This window comes from Haloarcula sp. KBTZ06 (assembly GCF_048595605.1).
GTDB lineage: Archaea > Halobacteriota > Halobacteria > Halobacteriales > Haloarculaceae > Haloarcula > Haloarcula hispanica.
The window spans coordinates 979,048-1,002,768 of sequence record NZ_CP184337.1; the positions used below are offsets into that span (position 1 = coordinate 979,048).

Genomic DNA, 23,721 nt, shown 5'->3' on the forward strand with positions numbered 1-23,721 from the left:
ATGAGGCCCGGCGACAGATGAGTCTGCTGGAGACGGGTCCCGCTCAGCGACGGAGGAAGCCGAGCAGGCGATACTCCGAATCCGGCGTGTACCGGCGGAACGCGAGGCTGTTTGCGAGCACCGACACGGACGAGGCGGCCATCGCGGCAGCGGCCAGCACCGGCTGGAGCAGTCCCAGCGAGGCCAGCGGAATCATCACCGTGTTGTACCCGAGCGCCCAGAACAGGTTCTGCTTGATCTTCCCGAGCGTGGCCTCAGAGACCCGGATGGCCTTCACCACGTCGGCGGGGTCGTCCCGGAGCAGCGTCACGTCGCCGGCCTCGATTGCCACGTCGGTCCCCGAACCAATGGCACAGCCGACGCTCGCGGCCGCCAGCGCGGGCGCGTCGTTGACGCCGTCGCCGACCATCATCGCCTGGTCGCCGTTGGCCTGGAGTTCGTCGATCGCGTCGGCCTTGTCCTCCGGCAGCACGTCGGCCATCACGTTGTCGGGGTCGATACCGACCTCCTCGGCGACGGCGCGGGCGGTCCGCGCGTTGTCGCCGGTGATGAGCCAGACGCCGAGTCCGCGCTCGCGCAGCCCGCTGACGGCCGCCTTCGCGGACTCTTTGACCGTGTCGGCGTCGGCGACGATGCCCAGGAGCCGGTAGTCCGGGTCCTTGTCGCCCTCGGTGTCGTCACCGCCTGCATCTTCGGCCAGCGCGACCAGCATCGCCGTCTTACCCTCGCGTTCGAGCGCGTCCATCCGCTCCTCTGCCGGCGCGGTGTCGACGCCGGCCTCGGACAGCAGTTTCCGGTTGCCGACGAGGACACGGCCGTGGCGCGTCGTCGCTTTCACGCCCTGGCCGGGGACGTTCTCGAACGTGTCGGGGTCTTCGACCTCGACACCGCGCTCCCGTGCGCCCTCGACGATAGCCTCGGCCAGCGGGTGCTCGCTGGCGTGTTCGGCGCTTGCCGCGACTTCGAGCACGAACGCCTCGCTCTGTTCGCGCTCGGGCTTGAGCGCCCCGCCGTCCGCAGCGGGACCGACGACCTCGACATCTGTGAGTTCCATCTCACCTTTCGTCAGCGTCCCCGTCTTGTCGAAGACGACGGTGTCGACCTCGTGGACGCGTTCGAGCACATCGCCGCCCTTGAACAGAACGCCGTTGCGTGCGCCGATTGCCGTCCCGACCATCGTCGCAGCGGGCGTCGCCAGCCCCAGCGCGCAGGGGCAGGCGATGAGCACGGCGGAGGCGAACACGACGACGGCGAACTCGCTCACGCCGACGCCGGCCGGGCCACCCGCGGCCAGTCCCCACAGCGGGAGCGCGTCGACGACGGCGGCCAGCGTCTCCGGCGCGACCGCCCACAGCACCGCCCAGAGGACGGCGTTGGCGATGACTGCCGGGACGAAGTACGCCGAGATGCGGTCGGCGACGTTCTGGATGTCGGGCTGGCGGGACTGGGCCTGCCGGACCCGCTCGGCGATCTGCTGGATGGCGGTCTCCGAGCCGACCTTCGTCGCCTCGACTTCGAGGACGCCGTTCTGGTTCACTGTCGAGCCGATGACCTCGTCGCCCTCGCCTTTCTCGACCGGAACGGACTCGCCGGTCACCATCGACTCGTCGACCGCTGAGTCGCCGTCTACCACGACGCCGTCTGTCGGAATCTTCTCCCCGGGGCGGACTTTCAGCCGGTCGCCGACCCCCACCTCGTCGATGGGAATCTCTTCCTCGCTGCCGTCCTCGCGGACGACCGTCGCCGTGTCGGCCTCCATCTCGAGCAGTTGTTGGATGGCGGCCCCGGCCTGGCTCTTCGAGCGGGCTTCGAGGTAGTTCCCGAGCGTGATGAACACGAGAATCAGCGCGGCCGTGTCGAAGTACAGCCCCGTGCTCGCGATGAGGTCCGCCAGCGCGGCCACTGAGTAGACGTACGCCGTCGAGGAACCCAGGGCGATGAGCACGTCCATGTTCGCCCGGCCGTTGTTGACCAGCGCCTTGTAGGAGTTCTCGTAGAAGGGCTTGCCCAGCAGAATCTGGACCGGCGTCGCGAGCGCGAACGCAACCCATCCCTGTGGCACCCCCAGAACCGTCTCGTCGACGAGGCCGAGCGAGAACAGGTGGTCCGCCATGAACAGCAGGAGTGGGGCCGACAGCACCGCTCCGAACAGCGTGAGCCGGAGCTGTCTTCGCGTCTCCTCGTTACGTGCGGCGGCGCGGCGGTCAGCGCTGGACTGCTCACCGCCGGAGCCGTCACCGCCGTTTTCACTCCCGCTACCCTCTCTGACAGGCGTGTAGCCGGCGGACTCGATGGCGTCGTAGAGGTCCGAACGCGACACGTCGGCCGGGTTGTAGGTGACCTGACCTTCGTCGGTGGCGTAGTTCACGCTGGCTTCGATGACGCCCGCAGTCGCTTTCAGCGCCTCTTCGTTGGTGTCCGCGCAGTTCGCACACGACATATCGGTGATACCGACGGTCACCGTCTCCGTCGCGACGCCGTAGCCGGCGTCCTGGACGGCGGCGACAATATCAGCTAGCGATACCACATCGGGGTCGTACTCGACGCTCCCCTCGTCGGTGGCGTAGTTCGCGTCGACGGACGCAATCCCGTCCAACTCGCCCACCGACTCCTCAATCGTGCCCGCGCAGTTGGCACAGCTCATTCCCGTCAGTTCGAGCCGGGTGGTTCGGTCACTCATCTTGTCTTCCTATACGCCCCTCATGTTCATGCGGTTTGTGCCTTCGATCCGAAGGTCAGATTCGACTAATAGATTCAGAAGTAAACTCAAACAGCCGCTTAGATACTATCCTGAAGTACCACTCGCAGCTCAGACCCTGTCTTTCAGCGACTCGTACTGGTCGACGAACCGTTCCGCACAGGACCCACAGCAGAAGTAGTACCGCTCCCCGTCGAGCGTGCGCTGTTCGCCTTCCTCGTCGACGGAGTTGCCACACTCCGCGCAGTCGGGCGCGAACTCTGCCGTACCCAGTCCGACGGTCCACTCGCTGTCTGCGATCATCCGCACCTCGTAGCGGTCCACGTCCCCGAGGTCGACGTGTTCGGCGAGGAGTTCGCTTGCGTCAGACTGGGAGACGGTTGCCGCCAGCACCACCCGGCCGCCGGCGGTCCGATAGACACGCTCGACGGTGTCAGCGTCGCTGACCGCCGCAGCGATGTCGGCGGCCCGACCCGGCTTCGCGTCTACTTCGATCAGGACCGGCACGCCGGCCTGTAACAGTGAGCGGTCGACATCGACGGTAAACCCCTGTATCAGTCCCATTTCGACGAGCCGGTCGACGCGGTCGGAGACTGCAGGGGCCGAGAGGTCAACTCGTTCGGCGATGTCGCTGTATGGTCGCCTCGCGTCTTCGAGCAGCAACCGGAGGATTTCGTGGTCAGTATCGTCGAGTCCGGGCATATCGGACCAACTTGGAGCGTCGGTTTATGCGTTGTGTCCGCTTGTTCCTGTGCCAAAGATCGCGTTTCAGACAGGAGCAGTGCACTCGATTAGATCCGTCTAATTCTATAGTTAGATAGAAACTATTATATCCTTCTCCGACAGCAACCCACACATGGCAACTAACCAACCCTGTGGCGACCAGCCGTATAGCGTCACCCGCAGGCAGGTACTCAGTGCCGGCGCGGGGAGCCTCGCGTCCGGCTTTGCCGGCTGTCTGACCGGTGGCGGGACGGAAGCGGCATCGAACAGCAGCGACAGCACCAGTGGCGCGGACGGACCGGTCGCGGTGGCGTCTTTCTTCAGTTTCTACGACTTTGCCCGTAAGATCGCACGCGGGACGCCGATAACGGTCGAGAACCTCATTCCGACCGGACTGCACGGCCACGGCTGGGAACCGGACGCCGGCATCACGCGAGATATCATCGACGCGGACGCGTTCATCCACGTCGGCCCGGACTTCCAGCCGTGGGCGGACCGCGCGATTCAGACACTCAAAGACGACAACGTCGATACCGAACTCATCAACGTCCGCGAGGGCATCGAACTCGAATCGCTCGCGGCGAGTCTCGACCGCGACGAAGAGGGCGTCGGACAGAATAGAGCCAGAGACCCCCATTTCTGGCTCGACCCGCGGCGCGCGAAACAGTCGGTCGACAACATCACCGAGGGGCTGGTCGCGCTCGCCCCGGACGCCGAAGACACGCTCCGGGACAACGCCGAGACGTACAACTCTGAGGTCCTCGACCGCATCGACGCGGATTACGCCGAGATTTTCGACCGCGCCGAGAGGAACGTGGTCCAGCTCGCGGCACACAACGCCTTCCAGTACATCGGCTCGCGCTACGGCGTCAAGATGCGCCCGCTCGTGGTCAACCTCGCGGCCAGCGGTGACGTGAAGCCCTCGGACATCACCGAGGCGAAATCGGTCATCGAGGACAACGACATCCGGTACATCGGGGCCGGCGTCTTCGAGACGCGCAAGCCCGCAAAACAGCTCATCGCCGAGACACCGGTCAAAGCCTACTACCCGGTGACACCGTATGCTGGCGTCCGCAAGGAGTGGGTCGAAAACGACTGGGGATACGAGGAAATCGCCTATCGGATAAATATGCCGACGTTCGAGGTCGTTCTGGGTAACAAGGAACCTGAAGACGCTGGTCCCGACGGCTGGAGCGAGACCTGGCGGAACTTCGAATGAAACCGACAATGCGTTCACAACACAGAGACGATGCCGACGAAGCGCCGACCGAATCGAGCGAGAGCCAGCCATCTGTCGTCGAACTCGCGGACGTGTCGTTCGGGTACACGTCCACGCCCGTCGTCGAAGACATCAGTGTCAGTATCGACGCCGGGGAGTACGTCGCCGTGGTCGGCCCGAACGGCTCCGGCAAGTCGACGCTCATGCAGTTGCTGCTCGGCCTGCTGGAGCCCGATGCCGGGACTGCAGAGCTGTTCGGCGTCGACGCAACGGCGTTCGACGACGGCGCCAGAGTCGGCTACGTCGCACAGCGTGCTGGGACGAGCCGGGAAATGCCGATAACGGTCCGCGAAGTGGTGAAGATGGGCCGGTTCCCACACGTCGGGTTCGGCCGTCTCTCCGCGGCCGATTGGCGTATCGTCGACAGAGCCATCGACACAGTCGGGATGTCGGCGTTCGCCGACCGGCGAATCACCCAGCTCTCCGGCGGGCAGCGCCAGCGGGCGTTCATCGCCCGGGCACTCGCTGGTGAGGCCGACCTGCTCGTGCTGGACGAACCGACCGTCGGCGTGGACACCGAATCGGTCGACGCCTTCTACGGACTGCTCGAATCGCTCCACGACGACGGCATCACCGTCCTGCTCATCGAACACGACCTGCAGGCCGTCACCGAACACGCGGAGCGCGTCATCTGCCTGAACGGTGAAATCTACTTCGACGGTCCGTCGGCGGAATTCACCGACAGCGCGGCGCTGGCCAGAGCCTTCGGGACGGGTGCACAGTCGCTGACTGGAGGCAACGGATGACGCTCGCGCTGGCCGCCGGCGGCGTCTACGAGGCGTTCGTCCCGATCCTCGAACTGTGGTACTGGCTCCTGACACAGCTCTACCATCTGACTGGACTGGAACTCATCAACCCTGAGTACACATTCATGTACCGGGCGATACTCGTCGGGCTGTGCGTCGGCGTTATCGCGCCGCTCATCGGGACCTTCCTCGTCCACCGCCAACTCGCGCTCATCGGGGACGCACTCGCCCACACGGCCTTCGCCGGCGTCGCCGTCGGGCTGTTTCTCAACGGCGTCTTCGAGCTGGGCGTCTCGCCGTATCTGACCGCCGTCGTCGTGGCCGTCATCGCAGCGCTGCTCATCGAACTCATCTCCGAGGCGACCGACGCCTACAACGATGTGTCGATGGCAATTGTCCTCTCGACAGGATTCGCGCTGGGGACGGTCCTCATCAGCCTCAACGCCGGCGGACTGGCCGTCGGTATCAATCAGTACCTCTTTGGGAACCTTTCGACCGTCTCTGCCGAGAACGCGGTCATCATGCTCGGGCTGTTCAGCGTCATCGTTGGGACGGTCGCGCTCACCCGCAATCAGTTGCTGTACGTCACGTTCGACGAGACCGCCGCCGCCGTCGCCGGGCTCCCGGTCGCCTGGTACAACCGGATTATGGTGATGCTGACGGCGCTCGTCGTCGTCGGCGCGATGCAGATAATGGGCGTCATCCTCGTCGCGGCCATGCTGGTCGTCCCGGTCGCCGGCGCGACACAGGTGTCCCGGAGCTTCTCGGAATCACTGCTGGTCTCGATTGTGCTGGCCGAACTGGCCGTCCTGCTCGGTATCGGTATCTCGTACTACGCCGGTGCGACAGCCGGCGGCGTCATCGTTCTCGTCGCCGTGGGGATCTACGTCCTCTCGGTCCTTGCCGGGAAAGTCCGACAGACGGGCGCTCCCGATGAAACGCGGGAACTCGACAGCATCAGTCACGACTGAACGACGCCTTTTACTGGGGTCGATCGTTGCAACTGAGAGCCATGGCTGGCGACTAAACGCTGACCTATGGGCGAGTCACTGGAATGCATCACAGTCGCTGCTCCCGCTCTGCCAGTGGACTACGTTGTCACCGGTGTATTCGACAATGACGTCGTAACAGTTGTCGTCGTCGAACGTCGTCTCCTCCGAGATATCGGTCCCGGCGATGGTCGTCGCTATCGTTATCGTGCCCTGTCTGTCCGGAAGCGCATCGTCCAGTTCCACGGTTGCGCCGTCTTCGTCAGCCGCGACGGTATGTGTCTCCTCGTACACTGTCTCGCGGTCGACCGTGACCGTGAATTCGAACTCCTGTGTCGTCGAACCGGTGTTCGTTAGCTGCACGCCGGCAAGTCGAGCGCTCGCAGGACTGAGCGCGGAACAGCCCGAGAGGGCAAAGAGTGTTGCTGCTGTGAGAACGCTACGTCTGGAGGGCATCACACGGTATTGTTCAGCCGTCTTGCAAAAGTCTTCTCTCGGCCCAACTCAGCCGGCCCGGTCGTCTCAGACACCCATCTGCGCCGCGATACCTGAGACCATTGTTTCCCACAGCGAGAACCCCATCGTCACGCTCAGGGCGAAGTCGGCGGCGAAAAACAGGAACAGCCCTGCGCCGACGAAGTGAGCCGTTCGCAGATTGAAGCGGTGCGCGAAGCGGTGGAAGAACAGCGCGTTGGCGAGGCTCACCGGAATGATGGCGAGCATCTCACCGGCCCAGATGGCGCTGGGGTGGGCGCTGTACTGAGCGGCGAGCGTGATCGTAATGAGCTGGGTCTTGTCGCCGAACTCGCCGAAGGCCATCATCGCGAAGATGGGCAGGAAGCCGCCGAGCTTGTTCGGCACCTGCCAGTCGACGACAGGGACGCGAACGTCTAGCTGTCCGCCGTCAGTGGTGAAGCCGGACGCGGGTTCCTGTTGCTCCGCGTCGGCTTCCGGAGCGCTGCGGAACAGTAGTATCGCGAACAGCAGGAACATCCCGGCGGTGAGGCTTTCGAGGACGATACCGGGCAGTACCGACGTGATTGCGGAACCGAACCAGATCTCCAGTGCCGTCCAGCCGGCGAAGGCCGTCCCCGCCGCGCTGACGACGAGGAGGGGGTTGAACCGCGTCGACAGGCCGGCGATGATGAACTGGACTTTCTCGCCGGGGAGAACAGCCAGCTGCGCACCGGCCGCTATCGCGACCACTGTCAGCCACGTCGCGTCGCTCACGCCTGGCTCACTCCGTCTTCGCCCTGCGTCTCTGGTGCGCGGACCTGAATCGCATCAGCGATGTGGTCCGGGAGCGACACTGACGACCCGCTCTCTAGCTGGACCGTCACCATCCCGATGGGGGCGACCTCCTCGACGGTCAACACGGTTCCCGGCGTGATGCCGGCGTCGGAGAGATACGTGAGTTCGCTGGGATCACGGTCCCGGACCCGTGCGACTTCGAGTCGTCCCCCTTCACTGTGTTCCGACAGCGCCGTCGCGGACTCGTCGTCGATGGGGTCCAGCGAGTCGCTGGGAATCGGGTCCCCGTGGGGGTCGAACTCCGGCTCGTCGAGGACCGCCGCGACCCGGCGCTCGAACTCCTCACTGATGTGGTGTTCGAGCACCTCCGCTTCCTCGTGGACTTCGGCCCAGTCGTAGCCCAACTGCTCGGTGAGAAACGTCTCGAGCAGGCGGTGGTGGCGGATAATCTCCAGCGCCACCGTTTCGCCTTCCGGCGTCGTCCGCACGCCCTTGTACTTCTCGCGCTCGACCAGCCCGCGGTCGGCCAGTTTCTCGACCATACTGGTGACCGTCGGTGCCGTAACGTCCAGCATCTCGGCGATAGTAGACGGAGCAATCGGCGGGTCGCCGTCCCGCTCGAGGCGATAGATGGCCTTCAGATAATCCTCCATCTTGGCACTCAACATACACCAAATTAGACGAATCTAACTCAAAAGATTGGCGATTCCAACAACTTTGTGCGCCCCGGACACATTCGACCGACCGCCGTCAGTCGTCAGCAGCGTACGTTTCTCGTCGGTTCCGTGTCAGGAGCCACAGGAACAGATAGCCGATGGCACCCAGAACGAACAGCGTTGCGGGGATGAGAAACGGTCCGAACGTCCGAACGAGCGTCTCGATCCCCGGCAAACCGACCATATACCGACTATGAGCGTTGCCCTGATAAAGCTCAAGGGTCTGGCGGGTACGGCTACCGACCCGTTCGTCCGGGAATCTCCCGAGTTATCGCACGAGACCGGTGAAGCGGCCGGAGCCGGTATGGCCCGCTCAGATGAGGTCCTGATCTTCGAGCGAGGCCATGACGTCGTCGACGAACGCGTCGACGTTGTCGTATGGGAACTCCCCGTTGAGCTTCGTGTTCAGTTCCATCGCTGTCATCGAGAAGTCGCCGGACTCGAACTTCGTCGACGGGCCGCCCGGGAGTGCCGGAACGAGGTCCATCGGACTGGAGATCGGGTAGTCTGCTTCCTGGAACGCGTCAACGAACTGTGAGCGGAGGTCTTCTTTGTCAACCATGGTCGGACGTTGTGCGAGAATTATGATAAAAGGTTCGACATCGGTACACTTTCCCATTGTTTGGAGTTTATTCGGGAGTTACAACGGTACTAGGCACTCACGCCGCTGAATCAGTGTGGGGAAGTACGCGAACGACTCAACCCTGCAATCGACGCGACGGTCCCGTGTTGGTCACCGGACCCGACTGTCGTCGTCCGTATCGCGCCGGGCCAGTCGTTCGGCCGTCTCGCGATCCATCTCGTTGCGCTGATCGTGCTCGCTTCGGACCAGCGCGTACAGGACCAGCGGTGCGACCACCGCGAGCGACGCGACCACGAGGAACAGTCCGGTTACGGCGGGCATCGTCAGCCGAGGAAGATATCCGCCAGATCACTGCCCGCGGACCCGGTGTCACGGTACAACTCCGAGTAGCCGCAGTTCGTACATGTGACGACCTGGAACTGGTTCGTCTGGATGTCGAACATCTTCGAGAGGCCGCCGCCGGTGGTCGAGATGTTACCCACGTCAGTGCCGGTGTGGCCGCACTTCGGACAGCCGCGGTCGTCGTCCTGTGGTGAAGTGTTGGAGGGCATTGCAGCCGACGTTTCGTGCCCCTCTGTAACAAATCTAGTGCTACCCTGTCGATAGTTACGACGAGCGTACGTCAAACGAGGCGGGCGAACGTAATGGTGCACTATGCCAGAACCCACCCGCCTCAACGGAGGGAAACGCCCGCGTTATTTGTTTGTTATGAATTCCTCAATCCTGCATGGCTCAGCCAACGAATGCGCTCAATCGTCGGCCGGGATCGGGTCACCGTGGGACACTTCGTCGCCGAGCAGGTCCATGAACTGCGCGAGCCACTCGGGATGGTCAGGCCAGGCCTGTCCGGTGACGAGGTTGCCGTCGGTGACTACCTCGTCGACCCACGAACAGCCGGCGGCCTCGCACTCGGCACGACAGGCCGGGTACGCCGTCATCTCGTAGCCGTCCAGTACGTCGGCAGCGGCGAGAATCTGCGGACCATGACACAACGCCGCGACGGGTTTGTCCTCCTCGAAGAAGTGCTGTACTGCATCCAGCACCTCGTCGTACGTCCGGAGATATTCGGGGGCACGCCCGCCGGGAACGACGAGTGCGTCGTAGTCACTGGGATTTACGTCGGCCATCGTCGCGTTCAGGACGAAGTCGTGGCCGCGGGACTCCATGTAGGTCTGGTCGCCGCGGAAATCGTGTATCGCTGTCTTGACTGTCTCCTCGGCCGCTTTGTCGGGACACACCGCGTCGACCTCGTGGCCGACCATCTGCAGCGCCTGGAACGGCACCATTATTTCGTAGTCTTCGCCGAAATCGCCGACGATCATGAGGATGTCTTTGCCCATTGGAAACACCAGTCAAAGCTACGGTCGCAGTCGAAATAAAGTCGCAGGTGAATTACCAGTTTCGTGTCACCTGTCGAGCGATGTAAGCACCTGCTCGATATCCGCCAGTGAATCGATGACGTAGTCGGGCGTCACGGCGCTCCGTTCCAGCGACCGCTCGTTGGATACGCCGGTCCGGACGAGCACAGTCGTCATCCCGTTCCGCTCGCCCATCGCGATGTCCGTCTCCAGCCGGTCACCGACGATGAGACAATCCGCCGGCGCACAGTCCAGCCGTTCTAGCGCCGCCTGAACAGCAATCTCTGACGGCTTCCCGAGTATCCGGTCCGGATCCCGCTCGATGACTCCGGCGACGGCGTTGATTATCGCCCCGGAGCCGGGGACCGGGTCGCCGTCCTCGCCGGGGAACGTCCGGTCCGGGTCGGTCCCGAGGAAGACGGTGTCGTCGTCGACGGCCCGGAGCGCGTCGACCATATCGTGGTAGTGGAAGCCGTCCGTCCAGGAGGCCAGTAACACGTCGGTCTCGGCGGGGTCCTCGACTAAGCGTGCGTTCGTCCCTTCGACCAGACCGCGGAGTTGGTCGCTCCCGATGACGAACACGTTGTCCTCCGCGTGGGACCCATTGAGGTACTCGCGGGTGACGACGCCGGAGGAACAGGCCTCACCTTCGCGGGCGTCGACGCCCATCCCACGCAAGCGCTCGACGTACTCGCTCCCGTCGTGGATCGGATTGTTCGAAAAAAAGCAGATTCCCAGGCCGCGCTCCCTGAACACGTCGATTGCCGACGCCGCGCCCGGCAACAACGTTTCTCCGTGGTACACCGTTCCGTCCAGGTCGACGATGACCCCCTCGACTGTCATTACCACCACTCGGGACCCGGCGGTGAAAAATCCGTCTCAGTCGTGCAGTTCGACGTCTGTCACTTCGAAGCGCGCCCCGCCGCTGTCGCTATCAGTCAGTGATACTTCCCAGCCGTGGGCCTCGGCGACCTGTTCGACGATAGCCAGGCCGAACCCGGTTCCGTCCTCCGTCGAAGAGTAGCCCATCTCGAACACGTCGTCGGCGTCGTCCTCGACACCTTCGCCGTTGTCCGCGATGTAGAACCCGTCGTTGGATTCCAGCAGTCCGACCTCGATTTCGACGTCACCGTCGTTGTGTTCGATGGCGTTTCGAAACAGGTTCGCCAGCAGGTCCTGCACGCGCCCGCTGTCGGCGGCGAGTTCCGTGCTCGACTCGACCGACATGGAGGCCTGTTCCGCCTCGATCCAGGTCCACGCAGTCGACGCCAGCGTGGATAGCTCCGTCTCCTTCGGATCACTGACAGTCTGGCCTTGCCGTGCCAGTGTGAGTACGTCCTCGATGATACAGCCCATCCGGTCCAGCGACCGGTCGATCTTGGCGATCAGTTCGGCCTCTTCGCTGTCGGCAGGCTCCCCGAGCAAATCGACCGCGCCCTGCGCGACGTTCAGCGGGTTCCGGAGGTCGTGACTGACGACGCTGGCGAACTCCTCTAACCGCTCGTTCTGGCGCTCCAGTTCGCGCTGGCGTTCGACGCGTTCAGTGATGTCGCGTGAGACCAACTGGAAGGTATCGGCTTTGCGGTGACTGTCGACGGGGATATACTGGTTGTGGTAATGCCGCCCCCCGACGGCGTCCTCGGACCGTGTCGCAGTACCGTTCTCGACCGCGCTTTTCCCGGCTTCGAGACGCTGGCTGGCCGCCTCGCTGTCCATCACTTCGCTCAGTTGCTGTCCGATGAGCGCATCGGGGTCGGCACCCAGTCTGCGTGCCATCGAGGGATTCACTGAGAGGAGGGTCCCGTCAGTCGTCAGGTGGACGATACCATCCGGCGAATCCGATACGAGCGATTCGAACTTCTTGCGGGTTCGCTCCTGTGAAACGACGTTCTCGATCCGGTTTGCAAGCCGACCGTACTGTTTGTCTTCGACGACTTCGAGTTTCAGGAGGTAGTCGGCGACGCCCGCCGCAATCGCCGCACTCGCCGTCTCTTCGTCTCCCCGCCCAGTCAGCAGAATGAACGGGATAGAGGGGTTTGTCTCCCTGATCTCTTCGAGAAGCTCCAGCCCGTCCATTTCCGGCATTTCGTAGTCACTGACGACGCAGTCGAACCCACCCCCGTCGAGTCGCTCCAGCGCTTCCGTAGCGCTGTTTGCAGCAACGGACTCGATGCCGTGTTGTTGCGTGAGCGTATCAGCGGTCATCTCCGCGAAAAAATCGCTGTCGTCAACAACAAGCGTTCGTATATTACTTTCAGATGTCATATGGGCGGCAGGGTCCTTGTTCCCCCAACGGTCTGTCCGTACTTATATTTCAAGGGAGCTAGGTTGCCCGCTGGTCCCGGCTAGGGCGGTACCGGTGGGGCAATCGAAACCCGAAGCCCAGGACTGTGATGGACTAACGGCTCTGCCTCACGATCAGATATGTCAACCAGTGGGAGTACTGACCCGGTCACAGTGGCGTCAACGCGGTCGAGTCGCCACGGGTCGTGGCCGACGCTCCCAACGAGATGCGTCCCGAAGCGCCCGGTTGTGAAGTACCGTTGTCGGTCGACGAGGAACGAGACCAGTGAGTCCGGTGGAATCGCCACCGGCTCACCGCCAGCCGTGTACCGGCACTCGAACAGTCGCCGCTCCCCGGCGTCGAGGACCCGGCGACGGTCGGCCGTTGAGAGCGTTCGCGGGGTAGCATCACCGACTGTGATGCGAAACAGCTCCGAAACCGCCGTCGTTGTCCGCCTGTCGTCACCGAACAGCGCCAGCACGCAGACCCCGCGCTGACCGGTCGGTCCGCGGACGTAGGTCCGAACCGTGAGCAACTCCGACGGCCCGGCGACCTCGATACCGAACGTCTCGACGCGGTCGACAGTTGCCCCAACGGCCGACACCCAGGCGTCGCCGTCAGCCGTCTTGACGGTGAGCCAGTCGGGGACTGTCGCCTGCACCGCTGTCTCGGGGACCGGCCAGTGACAGAAGCAAACGTCGTCGAGCGTGACCTGCAGCGGACGGAGGGCGACCACACCCTCACTGGGGCCGACACGCTAATCAGTGTACTGGGAGACCCCGTCGAGCCGGTGGAGTCGCCCCGCAGTCACCGGAATCTCGGCGCAGTAGTGGACGAGCGGCTCGCCGTCGGGCCTGTCGAACCCCGACGCGGCGAACAGGCCGTTCGTCCGAATGTCGGCTCGCCCCGCTTGGAGCGGCCACGGCTCGTGGTCGATGTCGGCGTAGTACACCGTGCCGTCGTCGCTCGCGGCGTAGAAGCGGTACCGTTCCACGAGGAACGACTCCACCGAGCCCGGTTCGGGTGTCGACGGCGGCTCAGTCGGCTCGTAGGTGGCGTGGAAATCCGCCGGCGGTGCGCGCGAACTGGTCCGACGGCTCCGGAACTCGACGCTGTCGCCGTCGGGCCGGACCTGCATCGATGCCCGGTAGTAGGACAACTGGAACAGCCGCCGGGCCAGCGTGACGCTGAGGCGGTCGTCGGCGTCGAGGTTGTAGAAGTACACCCCCGGCGTTCCGTCGGCGACCACGTAGGTCCGGAGATTTAGCTCGCCGAAGGACCGCCCAATCGGACTGCCTCGCGGCCTGATGTCCGCCATCTGGAACGGGACCACACTGAGCCACGCCTGCCCGTCGTACGTGTCGACAGCGAGCCCGTCCGGCAGCGTCGTCTGGACGATATCGGGCTCGACTGGCCAGTGCATGAACCCCACGTCCCGCCACGTCATCGTCAGCAGGTCCATATCTGGTAGTAAAGGCCAAACAGGTTTCTGCCTGTCGTGGGACGCGGTGACAGATGGCAATGAGTGCGTCCGGCCGCATCGGCACTAAAACTTTGACCACTCCGCTCCCAGCATCGCGCATGAAGTTCGAGGTAATCCAGGGCGACATCGCTGCACAGTCGGCGGACGCACTGGTCAACGCGGCGAACACGAGCCTGCAGATGGGCTCCGGCGTCGCGGGGGCGCTCAAGCGCGCGGCCGGGTCGGGGCTGAATGACGAGGCCGTCGCGAAGGGACCGGTCGACCCCGGCGGTGTCGCCACGACCGACGCCTACGACCTCGACGCCGAGTATGTCATCCACGCCGCTGCGATGCCACCGGGTGGTCAATCAACCGCCGAGAGCATCCGCACCGCAACCCGGAACGCACTGGTGGAAGCGGACGCGCTGGACTGTAAGTCGCTGGTCCTTCCAGCCATCGGCTGTGGTATCGCGGGGTTCGACTTCGAGGAGGGTATCCGAATTATCTGCACTGTCATCGACGAATACCAGCCCGAATACCTGACAGACGTGCGACTCATCGCCTACTCCGACGATGACTTCGAAGGGATGCAACGAGTCGCGGCTGACGTTCGCGACTAACTGTCCGTTACAGCAGGTGTACCCGTCCGGCACGCCACTCCCAGGCGACTTCCAGTGCGATCCAGCAGACGAGCCATATCGCGGCGAAGCTAAACACCAGCCACGTCGACCCGAGATACGACGTGGTATCGGCGACGGACTGTAGCCACGGATAGACCTGCATACCGACGACGAGCGTCGCGACGAGACCCAGTATCCCGGTCACGTAGTGTTCGACCGCGTTACCTATCGAACAGACGCAGGCGTCACTGCCCGTCGTCTCCTCGAATGTCTCGCTGCTCGGCCCCCGAGCATTGGTCATTGTTACCTTTCCTCAATATAGTGCTTCATCGCACAGCGGGTTAACCGTTTTGGGGGCTCACTCGTGGCCAGACACCCGAACTGGCTCGTATGGCTCTTCCAGCCACTCCACGTCGCTCGCCGAGAGGTCGATTTCGAGCGCCGCGACCGCTTCTTCGAGGTGTTCGAGGCTACTTGTCCCGATAATCGGTGCGTCGACCCACTCCTTGTCGAGCACCCATGCCAGCGCGATCTGTGCCATCGAGGCGTCGTACTCGTCGGCCAGTTCCTGCACGCGCTCGTTGACCTCGCGGCCGTTCCCCTCGTAGTAGGGGTGTTCGCGAGCGTAGTCGTCCGTCTCGCCCCGGACCGTCTCCTCGACCTGCTCGTGCGGGCGGGTGAGATAGCCCCGGGCCAGCGGGCTCCACGGCATCACGCCGACGTTCTCTTTCTCACACAGCGGGAGCATCTCGCGTTCCTCCTCCCGATACAGCAAGTTGTAGTGGTTCTGCATCGTCTCGAACCGCTCCAGCCTCTCGCGCTCGCTCGTCCGTAGCGCGTCGGCGAACTGGTGGGTCCACATCGACGACGCACCGACGTAGCGCGCCTGGCCCCGCCGGACCGCGTCGTCCAGCGCCCGGAGCGTCTGCTCGATGGGCGTGTCGTAGTCCCAGCGGTGGATCTGGTAGAGGTCGAGGGTGTCCATCCCCAGCCGGGAAAGCGAGTTCGACAGTTCCTGCTCGATGGCTTTCCGCGAGAGCCCGCCGGCGTTGGGGTCGTCCTCGTCCATCTGGAAGTACCCCTTCGTCGCCACGACCTGCCCGTCGCGGTCGTAGTCGTCGAGGACGGTCCCGAGGACCCGCTCGGACTCGCCCATCGAGTACATGTTGGCCGAATCGAAGAAGTTGATGCCGAGGTCGATGGCCCGCTCGATGACCTCGCGGCTCTCGTCCTCATCGAGCACCCAGTCGCGCCACTCCGAGGTTCCGAAGCTCATACAGCCCAGACAGAGCCGGCTGACCTCCATACCAGTCGACCCGAGTGTCGTGTACTCCATGTTCCCCACCCCGGGCGCTCCGAGCAAAAAGGATGGGGCGAGCGGCCGGACTGCGGTGAGAAACCGTCCGTCAGAGCACGCCAGCCACGAACCCGAGACCCATCGTGACGAGCACGACGGCGGAGACCAACGGGAGGTACGGCGTGTACCGCTCGACGGCCGCCTCGTGCTGCTGGTAGCCAGCGATGAGCGCCATCGTCAGGCCGACGAGCGCGACGATGACCGTGGCCGCGTAGGCGCTCATCAGCTCCAGACAGTACGGCGAGCCGGCACAGAGGGCGATAATCTCGAACTCCTCCTCGTGGGCGAACCCCAGCAGGAAGGCGAACCAGGCGATGCCGAACAGCCCCCGGTCGGCGGCATCGTCCAGACCATTGTGCGCGTGGGAGTGGCCGCCGACGAGCGGGAGTCTGCCGAACACCCGCGACCATAGGCCGCCGCTGTCGTCTCCGTGCGAGTGGTTACTGCCGTGGGAGTGCCCGTGGTGCTGATGCTGATGGTCCTGCGAATTGGAATCAGTATGGGAGTTGGCATTTACTTCGCCATGCTCGTGGTCGTGGCCCGATGCCGCCTGGTGGTCGTGAGTCTCCGCCGCGTCGCCATGCCCGTGGTCGTGGCCGTACCGATACTCACGGATGCCAAGCACGATGAGCAGACAGCCGGCCACGATGCTCACCGGCCCGCCGATGTGGACGCCAGCGGCCAGTTCCAGCGGCTCGTTGGCCTGCGTGAGGTCGAAGTAGGCCTTGGCGTAGAAGAACGCGAACACCATCGCGATGCTGCTGACGAGGTGGCCGACGCCCAGCAGGAGGCTCGCCGCGAAGCCGGACAGCCACGCGTTGGACTGGTCGAGGGCGTAGGACGCGGCGACCGGCCAGCCGTGGCCCGGTTCGAGCCCGTGAACCGCGCCGAGGGCGATTGCCCCGAGAAACAGGCCGAGTGCCTCGCTGTATGCCATCGATGTACCACACCGACGCTACGGCCCTGCCTAAGGGTTGTTACTACGGAATCGGGGGCTGCGTAATACGGGGACCTTTGTGGCCGGCGACGGCAATCCGGGTATGCGAACGAGCGTCAACATCCCCGAAGGCCTTCTCGCGGAGTTCGACCGCGTCTGGCGCGAACAGGACCTGGAAAACCGCTCGCGGGCGGTGCGAGAGGCTATGGAGGAGTACGTCGAGCGACACTCACGGCTCGCGGCGATGGACGGCGACGTGGTAGCGCTGGTCGGGTTCGACTACCGCCACGCCGACGTGATTCGGGACCTCCACGCCGTCCAGCACACGTTTCAGGACGTGATTCTCAACACCAGTCACACCCATCAGGGCGAGTGGTGTCTCGAATCGCTGTTCTGTCGCGGCCCGGCCGAGCGGGTCCGGGACCTCACCTATCGGCTACGGGACTTCGACGCCGTCCGCCGAGTGAAGGTGATGGTCATCCGCGACGAGGCGGCGGAGCCACACGGCCACGGGTAACGCCTGCTCTTCTTCCCTCCGTTCTACAGCGCTTCCGCGGCGATGCGGCCGATGTACACCCTTGCGGCAGCGTAGCCAGCGACCGCCACCAGCACTGCGCCACCGACGTGGCCGTAGGTCAGCAAGGTCGGGCTGTCGACCGCAAGCTTCGCCACCGTGGTCGCCGGGTGCTCCGGGAGGAGCACGGCCCCGCCGAACAGCACGAGAGTGAGCACGGAGAACAGCAACTGCGCCGGGCGACGGTTCTGGAGCGTGATGCCCAGCACGACCCCGAGCGTCACGACGACGACGGTGACGGCAGTGATGAACAGCAGAATCGCCGCCGGGTTCGAGACGGCGATGCCGTTCGTGGACAGCAATCCGAGCCACAGTAGCACCTGCGCAGGAGCGAGTAACACCATGCCCAGGGCCTTCCCGTCGATGATGTCGAGCAGCGACACCGGGGCCACGCGGAGCAGTTCCATCGTCCCGCGTTCGATTTCCTCGGTGACGGTGTCGACGGCTACTGAGCCGCTGATGAACGGCGGGAGGAACAGGAGCAGCGGAATCAGGATGGTGTAGGTGAACCCGAAGTACTGGCTCGCGCTGACAGTGTCCGGGAGCGGCACGGGCGGCTTATCGAGATACGGCGTCCGCTCCAGGCGCTCCTGGCGCTCCAGCCCGCTGAGGACCCGGCGCACTTCGACGACGATGAGCGTCGACCGGATGCTCCCCTCCGGCACGACAGCGGTGACCGCTATCTGCTCCCCTGGCCCGCGCGTCGACGGGACGTAGTCGCCGCGCAGTATCGCGTCCACCCGGCGCTGATTGAACGCCCTCTGTGCGGCGGCCTCGTTCTCGAAGGCGGTGACGCTGGTCCCGTCCTGTTCGGCGGCCGCGGCCTCCAGTTCCTCGCGGGCGTCACCGGTGACGGCCATCTCCACCTCGCCGGCCGCGACCGATCCTGGATCGTACAGCGACGTGAGGCCGACGACGAGAAACGAGGAGAACCCCGCGACGAACAGCTGAATGAGCAGCGCCAGCACGATGGTCTTCTCGCGGGACAGCGACCGGATGTCCCGCCGGGCCACGACGACCCGCGGGTCGCGCCAGATGGGGCGGTCGTCAGACAAGGGTGCTCACCACCGCGAAGTTGTAGGCGAAGTGGATGACGATAGCCAGCACCAATCCACCGAGATAGGCCCGTCGCCCGCGGCTCGCGCCCACCGACGAGATGGCCGCTGTCACCGTGTGCAGTGCCAGCGGGAGCAGGAACAGCAACCCAGCAACCCACAGCGGCAGGCCGGCAGGCAACGTCGCGCCCTGCAGGGCGGCTTCCCCGATGGGCAGGCTTTCGAGGTCGGAGAGCCTGGCGATAAGCAGGCCTTTCTCTCCGATGAAGAAGCCGAGCCCGGAGAGCGCGCCGATGCCGAGCGCCGACCGGAGCGTCCGCTCGTAGCGGGCGTGCTCGTAGCCGGCGTAGACGTGCAGGCTCTTTGCCAGTTCCTCGACGACGACGATGACGCCGAGTACGAGCACGATGCCGAGCGACTGGTTCGTGCCGAAGACGTTCAGCGACACCGAATCGAGGACGAACAGGAACGCGATGGCTGCCAGTTCGGCGACGATGACCAGCGGCAGCAGAATGATACTCATCTTTAGCGCGCTCCGGCGGGAGTTGATGCCACCGGCCAGCGCGTCCAGCACCTTCAGCGGAATCGGACGCTGGGTGAACATATCCTCTTCCCGGTACAGACCGGCTCCCAGACCGAACAGCACTAGTCCGGTCAGCAGCGGCGGCGTCACCGAAAAGACGAACGACGAGAGCCCGACCGACTGGCCAGTCAGGTCGAGCACGACCAGCGTCAGCGGCGAGATGAGCGCAATCGGCGTCACGTCGGTGAAGATGGCCGGGACGAACGCGTACGAGGTCAGTGTCACCGTTATCGTCACCGTCACGAAGGTGAGTTCCTTGAACGAGCGGGCGAACATCGCCCCGCAGAACGTCGCCGAGAGGAACAGAACGACGAGCGGGACCACCGCCAGCACCGCGACGTAGCTCCCCGCCGGCGCGATGTTCCCGAACCGCAGTGCCGCAGTGATGAGCGCCGCTACGCCGACAGCACCCACGAAGTACGGGAGCGTCTTCCCGCCGATAATGTCCCCGCGGGAGGCGGGCGTCACCAGCAGGAGTTCGCCGCGGCGGTTCAGCCGTTCGGAGAGCATCGACGAGCCGTAGGCCTGGATAACGAAGTTCATCGGGACGATGTAGAGGAAGGCGAGCACGAGCGACTCGAAGGGGAACGGCGGCGAGATGTCCGAGGGGGTGCCACCCTGCACGTCGCCGGTCAATCGCGCGCCGATAGCGCCGAGGTTCGCACCGCTGCCACCGGCGGTTCCGCCGTCCCCGCCGCCGCTCGTGGCTGAGCCGCCAGTGCCGCTCGTGTCCGACCCGTCACCGCTGCCGCCGGAACTCGTTCCACTGCCGGCCGAGGAACCCGACCCATCACTGCTGTCGTCGCTTCGGGGGTCGAGCTGGCTGCTCCCCGACTGCTGCTCGTAGACAAGCGTCACAGAAACGGGGAACGCGGCGGTCTGGTTGTCGTCCCGAGCGAGTGTCTGGTCGTTGTACTGCGCCGTACTGTCGCGGAGTTCGGCCAGCGCTGCCCGTTCTTTCGCCGTCCGTGGAACGCTCTGGAGCTGGGTCCCCCGATACAGGAGTTCTTGCTGGCGTCGCTCGATGGCAGCGGGGTCCGGCTCACGGATGTCGAACGTCCGGTCATCTGCCGCGACGCCGTAGTAGGGACTGTTCTCCTCGACGCCGATCCGGTAGATGCCGTCGTCCATGCCCGCACCAGTGCCGCCGCTGACGGCTATCGCGGCGACCGCGCCCATCGCAACGAGGGACAGCGCCATTACGACGATGGTCCGCTTGTCGACGCCGCCGGCGTTTTTCGTCACCTCCCACTTCGCGACGCGCAGGAGCTTGTCGGGTTGCATCTACTCCGCGTCCTCCTCGACGTACCGCGTGCCGCGGGTCCCGGCCTCGGCGACGTTGAGGAACACCTCCTCCAGGCTGGACTCCTCCGTCCGTATGTCGACCACGTCGCCGCCCCGGTTCTCGGCCTGCCTGCGTGTCGTCTCGACTGCCTCCATGCTTTCGACGACGCGCTCGTAGGTGCCGTTTTCCTTGGCTGCGCCGGGCACGTCGACGGTGGTGTAGACGTGATACCGCGTGTGGCCGTACTCGGCCTGAAGTTCTTCGAGGTCGCCGCGGGCGACGATTTCGCCCTCGTTCATGATGACGACCCGGTCACAGATCGATTCGACGTGAAAGAGATTGTGTGCGGAGAAAACGATGGTCTTGCCCTCTTTCGCCAACTGCTCCGTGAACTCGATGACGTAGTTCGTCGTCAGCGGGTCCAGTCCCGACGCCGGCTCGTCGTAGATGAGCACGTCGGGGTCGTTGATGAGTGAGCGGGCGATGGCGACTTTCCGTTTCATCCCCTTGGACATATCTCCGAGCTTCCGGTCGCGGTGTTCGAGTTCGAGTTCGTCCAGCGTGTCGTGCATCCGCTCCTCGGCCACGTTGGGGTCCACGTCGTAGAGGTCGGCGAAGAATTTCAGGTAGGAGATCGGTGTCATCTCCTCGTACAGCGGCGATTCCTCGGGCAGAAAGCCCAGTTGCTGGCGCATCTCCGCGGTCTCGGTGTCGAGTCCCGCTATCTCGGCGGAGCCGCTTGTCGGCTCTAATAGACCCGCCAGCATCTTCAGCGTCGTCGTCTTGCCGGCCCCGTTCGGCCCGATGATACCGAACACCTCGCCGCGGTCGACCGAAAACGAACTGCCCTGTACAGCGACGAAACCGCCGTACTCCTTCCGAATATCCCGGGCGTCAATCATCTGGCGATTGATTGTGGGTGAACTAACCTATACCTTGGCTCCGGCCTATTGCTTCTGATAATGGTACTCGAACTCGGCACGAACAGTGTTTCGATCAAGAAAACACCGGACGGGCGACGGCTGATCGTCCGGCACGACGTCGATGCGTCGGTCGACACCGTGTGGGATGTCCTGACCGACACCGACTGCTGGTCCGACTGGGGGCCGTCGGTCACAACCGTCGAAACAGACACCCGATATATCGATAACGGGACGACCGGCCGCGTTCGCGCTGCTGGCGTGGTGTGGCTCCCGTTTGAAGTGACGGCGTGTGCGCCGTATCGCTGGACGTGGAACGTCGCTCGGCTCCACGCAACAGGTCACTTCGCCGAGGAACGGGCTTCCGGCTCCGTCGTTGGGTTCGAGATCCCGCCGCTGGCGACCGGCTACGCTCCGGTGTGTGCCCGAGCGTGCCAGCACGTCGCTGCTATCGCACGACGACGCGAGGCGTAGGCAGCGACCGCGTCGACCCGTCAGGGCTGTATCGGCGTCTTCGAGCGCGTGTAGGTGTCTTCGTCCGGGCTGTCTGCTCTCGTAGCGCCCGTAATCTCGAAGCGTGTCCCGCCCCCGTCGCTTTCGGTCACGTCGATGTCCCAGCCGTGGGCTTCGACGATGCGCTGGACGATTGCCAGCCCCAGCCCGCCTTCGCCGTCCGTGGTGGTGTACCCGTCGTCGAGCACCGCTTCACGCTTGGCGGGCGGGATTCCGGAGCCGTCATCGGCGACGTAAAACCCTTCAGACATCTCGCCGACACGAATCGTCAGGTTAGCACTGCCACGTTCGAGGGCGTCCTCTGACGGTGACTGCCTGCCCGTGGACCCATGCCCAACACTGTCGTCGGGCCCCGTTCGACTGCCTGTGGAGCCATGCTCCACACTGTTCCGAAACAGGTTCTCGAACAGGTGACGGAGCCGATCCGGGTCGGCGTCGATGACGGCTGTCACTTCGTTTTCGAGCGTCGCATCCGCCGTCGGCACGGCCTCCCAGCAGCTATCGACCAGTTCTGCGAGATCAACGGCCTCCGTCTCGCTGATGACGTGCCCGCTTCGAGCCAGCGTCAGCGTCCGGTCGATGAGCGTTTCCATTCGGTCCATCGCTCTCGCAGCCGTTTCCAGATGTTCCGAGTCCCGGTCCATTCGTTCGAGTTCCAACTGACCGGACGCGACGTTGAGCGGGTTCCGGAGGTCGTGTGCCACGACGGCCGCGAACTCGTCGAGGCGTTCGTTGCGCTGCTCGATGGCCTCCCGGCGGAGTCGCTGTCGCTCGGCCTCGACGGCTCGGGATATCGCGCGCGCTTCGAAGATTCCCATCATGAGGCCACCGAAGCCGCCGACGATAGCCGCAAACAGCGCCCAGCCGATGTCTTCACTTAGCGACCCCGTCGGCCAGGTTAGAATCATCGCCACATTCAACAGCAGAAAAGAAACCAGCCCCCCAGCGAACCAGACCCCGATACGCCGGTAGTGGTCCGGCTCGATCTCCGAGTTGCTGAGCCAGAACCCGCCGACGATGATCGCCGCTGCAAACGGAACGATTGCCAGCATACTGACCACGAAATCAGCAGTAACAAGCGCTGATAGGCCGGAATCAGAGAAATAAAAATAGTTAGCGACGCCTCCGAGGAGGAGCAGCCACCCGACTCCCTGAATAAGGGCTGGCAGGCGATCTGAGCGGCGATCTGGGTCTGTCACTTCCGCATCGATTTGTTAGACGTGCATTTACATCTGCTGGCCAACGGAACAGGTGTGCGGCGTATTTCCCAGCATTATCGTCGGTGTTACTGTCGGCTCGGCCTGTTTTCCTGCCAGCTACTGTTTGGTTACGCGTGCGTCCGATACTTTGTGGATGTCGTCGTCGATCCCGGTGCCGTCACAGTCGTCATTCGGACATCGATAGTGCCAGCCGTCTTCCGTCGCCGCTCGCTCGGTAAACCGGTCGCCACATTCGTCGCAGTAGAGCTGCCCGTCCGAACATGTGTCGCGGTGGAGTTCGAGTTCGAGTTCTGTGCCGAAGGTCCGCTTGCAGTTCCGACAAATATGAGGCATATTCGAAACTACAGATTCATCCCTTATAGCGATACCGGAACGTTCACGGCCGCTTCTTTCCGTTGACGGAAGGTTCAGGTCGGCCGCCGTCCGTCGGTTTTCGGCACCACATACATCTCACATCTTGGACAGTAATGGTCGACAGGGCCGAATAGCTATCGACACATCTCGGCCACAGCCAGTTCGGGACCAGCCCAGCCGCCGTCTTCCAGATACCGACAGCGATTGTGGGTGA

28 protein-coding genes are annotated in these 23,721 nt (G+C 64.0%); 6 read left to right on the forward strand and 22 right to left on the reverse strand.

Annotated elements, in window-relative coordinates; translation table 11 throughout:
* Nucleotides 1-43: 43 nt before the first annotated feature.
* Together ACNO8S_RS05245 and ACNO8S_RS05250 are read right to left on the reverse strand one after the other, a co-directional pair.
* Complete coding sequence (locus ACNO8S_RS05245) at nt 44-2,680, reverse strand: heavy metal translocating P-type ATPase (protein WP_420182593.1); 2,637 nt, start codon at nt 2,678-2,680, stop codon at nt 44-46.
* 129 nt (nt 2,681-2,809) lie between these two features.
* Nucleotides 2,810-3,400: a winged helix-turn-helix transcriptional regulator gene (locus ACNO8S_RS05250; RefSeq protein WP_014040030.1), complete on the reverse strand. Its 591-nt coding sequence runs from the start codon at nt 3,398-3,400 to the stop codon at nt 2,810-2,812.
* Between the two features lie 154 nt (nt 3,401-3,554).
* Here ACNO8S_RS05250 and ACNO8S_RS05255 point away from each other — a divergent pair, with 154 nt between their 5' ends.
* Genes ACNO8S_RS05255 through ACNO8S_RS05265 form a run of 3 tightly spaced genes read left to right on the forward strand, consistent with a single transcriptional unit; the run spans nt 3,555 to nt 6,417 of the window.
* On the forward strand, nt 3,555-4,640 hold the full coding sequence (locus tag ACNO8S_RS05255) for a metal ABC transporter substrate-binding protein (RefSeq protein ID WP_014040031.1): 1,086 nt from the start codon (nt 3,555-3,557) through the stop codon (nt 4,638-4,640).
* A gap of 8 nt (nt 4,641-4,648) precedes the next feature.
* Entirely contained in the window at nt 4,649-5,446 is a 798-nt protein-coding gene (locus ACNO8S_RS05260; RefSeq protein WP_014040032.1) for a metal ABC transporter ATP-binding protein, read from the forward strand.
* On the forward strand, nt 5,443-6,417 hold the full coding sequence (locus tag ACNO8S_RS05265) for a metal ABC transporter permease (RefSeq protein WP_014040033.1): 975 nt from the start codon (nt 5,443-5,445) through the stop codon (nt 6,415-6,417). The genes ACNO8S_RS05260 and ACNO8S_RS05265 overlap by 4 nt, the downstream gene beginning before the upstream one ends.
* Nucleotides 6,418-6,492: 75 nt before the next feature.
* On the opposite strand, the gene ACNO8S_RS05270 is transcribed toward ACNO8S_RS05265, so the two are convergent.
* From ACNO8S_RS05270 to ACNO8S_RS05325, 12 genes are all read right to left on the reverse strand, one after another.
* Nucleotides 6,493-6,891 (reverse strand): hypothetical protein, encoded by a 399-nt coding sequence (locus ACNO8S_RS05270; RefSeq protein WP_064288482.1) that lies wholly within the window; start codon nt 6,889-6,891, stop codon nt 6,493-6,495.
* Nucleotides 6,892-6,957: 66 nt separating this feature from the next.
* Nucleotides 6,958-7,665, reverse strand: coding sequence for a TMEM165/GDT1 family protein (locus ACNO8S_RS05275; protein WP_420182594.1), 708 nt, complete (start codon nt 7,663-7,665; stop codon nt 6,958-6,960).
* Nucleotides 7,662-8,354: a metal-dependent transcriptional regulator gene (locus ACNO8S_RS05280; protein WP_191907479.1), complete on the reverse strand. Its 693-nt coding sequence runs from the start codon at nt 8,352-8,354 to the stop codon at nt 7,662-7,664. The genes ACNO8S_RS05275 and ACNO8S_RS05280 overlap by 4 nt, the downstream gene beginning before the upstream one ends.
* 82 nt (nt 8,355-8,436) lie before the next feature.
* Nucleotides 8,437-8,586, reverse strand: a complete 150-nt coding sequence (locus tag ACNO8S_RS05285; protein ID WP_008309829.1) for a hypothetical protein — start codon at nt 8,584-8,586, stop codon at nt 8,437-8,439.
* Nucleotides 8,587-8,715: 129 nt separating this feature from the next.
* Nucleotides 8,716-8,964 (reverse strand): MTH865 family protein, encoded by a 249-nt coding sequence (locus tag ACNO8S_RS05290; RefSeq protein WP_008309827.1) that lies wholly within the window; start codon nt 8,962-8,964, stop codon nt 8,716-8,718.
* 171 nt (nt 8,965-9,135) lie between these two features.
* Complete coding sequence (locus ACNO8S_RS05295; RefSeq protein WP_165353748.1) at nt 9,136-9,306, reverse strand: hypothetical protein; 171 nt, start codon at nt 9,304-9,306, stop codon at nt 9,136-9,138.
* A gap of 2 nt (nt 9,307-9,308) precedes the next feature.
* The gene (locus tag ACNO8S_RS05300) at nt 9,309-9,536 is read right to left on the reverse strand and encodes a zinc ribbon domain-containing protein (RefSeq protein ID WP_008309824.1); all 228 of its coding nucleotides are present in this window, start codon (nt 9,534-9,536) and stop codon (nt 9,309-9,311) included.
* Between the two features lie 198 nt (nt 9,537-9,734).
* Nucleotides 9,735-10,325, reverse strand: a complete 591-nt coding sequence (locus tag ACNO8S_RS05305) for a DJ-1/PfpI family protein (protein WP_129755040.1) — start codon at nt 10,323-10,325, stop codon at nt 9,735-9,737.
* A 66-nt stretch (nt 10,326-10,391) separates the two neighbouring features.
* Nucleotides 10,392-11,186: an HAD-IIA family hydrolase gene (locus ACNO8S_RS05310; RefSeq protein WP_420182595.1), complete on the reverse strand. Its 795-nt coding sequence runs from the start codon at nt 11,184-11,186 to the stop codon at nt 10,392-10,394.
* A gap of 36 nt (nt 11,187-11,222) precedes the next feature.
* A complete protein-coding gene (locus ACNO8S_RS05315) occupies nt 11,223-12,608 on the reverse strand; it encodes a response regulator (protein WP_014040040.1) in 1,386 nt (461 codons plus the stop codon).
* An 80-nt stretch (nt 12,609-12,688) separates the two neighbouring features.
* The gene (locus ACNO8S_RS05320; RefSeq protein ID WP_420182596.1) at nt 12,689-13,363 is read right to left on the reverse strand and encodes a DUF2071 domain-containing protein; all 675 of its coding nucleotides are present in this window, start codon (nt 13,361-13,363) and stop codon (nt 12,689-12,691) included.
* Nucleotides 13,364-13,384: 21 nt separating this feature from the next.
* The gene (locus ACNO8S_RS05325) at nt 13,385-14,089 is read right to left on the reverse strand and encodes a YqjF family protein (RefSeq protein WP_050037829.1); all 705 of its coding nucleotides are present in this window, start codon (nt 14,087-14,089) and stop codon (nt 13,385-13,387) included.
* Between the two features lie 119 nt (nt 14,090-14,208).
* On the opposite strand from ACNO8S_RS05325, the gene ACNO8S_RS05330 reads away from it, so the two are divergent.
* Nucleotides 14,209-14,709 (forward strand): macro domain-containing protein, encoded by a 501-nt coding sequence (locus ACNO8S_RS05330; RefSeq protein WP_420182597.1) that lies wholly within the window; start codon nt 14,209-14,211, stop codon nt 14,707-14,709.
* A gap of 7 nt (nt 14,710-14,716) precedes the next feature.
* Here ACNO8S_RS05330 and ACNO8S_RS05335 read toward each other — a convergent pair whose 3' ends face one another.
* From ACNO8S_RS05335 to ACNO8S_RS05345, 3 genes are all read right to left on the reverse strand, one after another.
* On the reverse strand, nt 14,717-15,010 hold the full coding sequence (locus ACNO8S_RS05335) for a hypothetical protein (protein ID WP_420182598.1): 294 nt from the start codon (nt 15,008-15,010) through the stop codon (nt 14,717-14,719).
* Nucleotides 15,011-15,067: 57 nt separating this feature from the next.
* Nucleotides 15,068-16,045: an aldo/keto reductase gene (locus ACNO8S_RS05340; RefSeq protein WP_420182599.1), complete on the reverse strand. Its 978-nt coding sequence runs from the start codon at nt 16,043-16,045 to the stop codon at nt 15,068-15,070.
* Between the two features lie 70 nt (nt 16,046-16,115).
* Nucleotides 16,116-17,003, reverse strand: a complete 888-nt coding sequence (locus ACNO8S_RS05345) for a hypothetical protein (RefSeq protein ID WP_420182600.1) — start codon at nt 17,001-17,003, stop codon at nt 16,116-16,118.
* Between the two features lie 103 nt (nt 17,004-17,106).
* On the opposite strand from ACNO8S_RS05345, the gene ACNO8S_RS05350 reads away from it, so the two are divergent.
* Nucleotides 17,107-17,520 (forward strand): CopG family ribbon-helix-helix protein, encoded by a 414-nt coding sequence (locus ACNO8S_RS05350; protein ID WP_014040047.1) that lies wholly within the window; start codon nt 17,107-17,109, stop codon nt 17,518-17,520.
* Between the two features lie 23 nt (nt 17,521-17,543).
* Here the strand turns inward: ACNO8S_RS05350 and ACNO8S_RS05355 are convergent, their stop codons facing one another.
* From ACNO8S_RS05355 to ACNO8S_RS05365, 3 genes are read right to left on the reverse strand one after another with little or no spacing between them, the layout of a single operon-like run.
* A complete protein-coding gene (locus ACNO8S_RS05355) occupies nt 17,544-18,632 on the reverse strand; it encodes an ABC transporter permease (protein ID WP_420182601.1) in 1,089 nt (362 codons plus the stop codon).
* Entirely contained in the window at nt 18,625-20,499 is a 1,875-nt protein-coding gene (locus ACNO8S_RS05360) for a PrsW family intramembrane metalloprotease (RefSeq protein ID WP_420182602.1), read from the reverse strand. Before ACNO8S_RS05360 ends, ACNO8S_RS05355 begins: the two co-directional genes overlap by 8 nt.
* Nucleotides 20,500-21,402 (reverse strand): ATP-binding cassette domain-containing protein, encoded by a 903-nt coding sequence (locus tag ACNO8S_RS05365; protein ID WP_420182603.1) that lies wholly within the window; start codon nt 21,400-21,402, stop codon nt 20,500-20,502. It lies immediately after the preceding gene.
* A gap of 60 nt (nt 21,403-21,462) precedes the next feature.
* Here ACNO8S_RS05365 and ACNO8S_RS05370 point away from each other — a divergent pair, with 60 nt between their 5' ends.
* Entirely contained in the window at nt 21,463-21,894 is a 432-nt protein-coding gene (locus tag ACNO8S_RS05370) for an SRPBCC family protein (protein ID WP_420182604.1), read from the forward strand.
* Nucleotides 21,895-21,914: 20 nt separating this feature from the next.
* Here the strand turns inward: ACNO8S_RS05370 and ACNO8S_RS05375 are convergent, their stop codons facing one another.
* Nucleotides 21,915-22,985, reverse strand: a complete 1,071-nt coding sequence (locus tag ACNO8S_RS05375; RefSeq protein WP_420182605.1) for a sensor histidine kinase — start codon at nt 22,983-22,985, stop codon at nt 21,915-21,917.
* Between the two features lie 264 nt (nt 22,986-23,249).
* Nucleotides 23,250-23,486, reverse strand: a complete 237-nt coding sequence (locus ACNO8S_RS05380) for a hypothetical protein (RefSeq protein WP_004593153.1) — start codon at nt 23,484-23,486, stop codon at nt 23,250-23,252.
* Nucleotides 23,487-23,721: the final 235 nt, after the last annotated feature.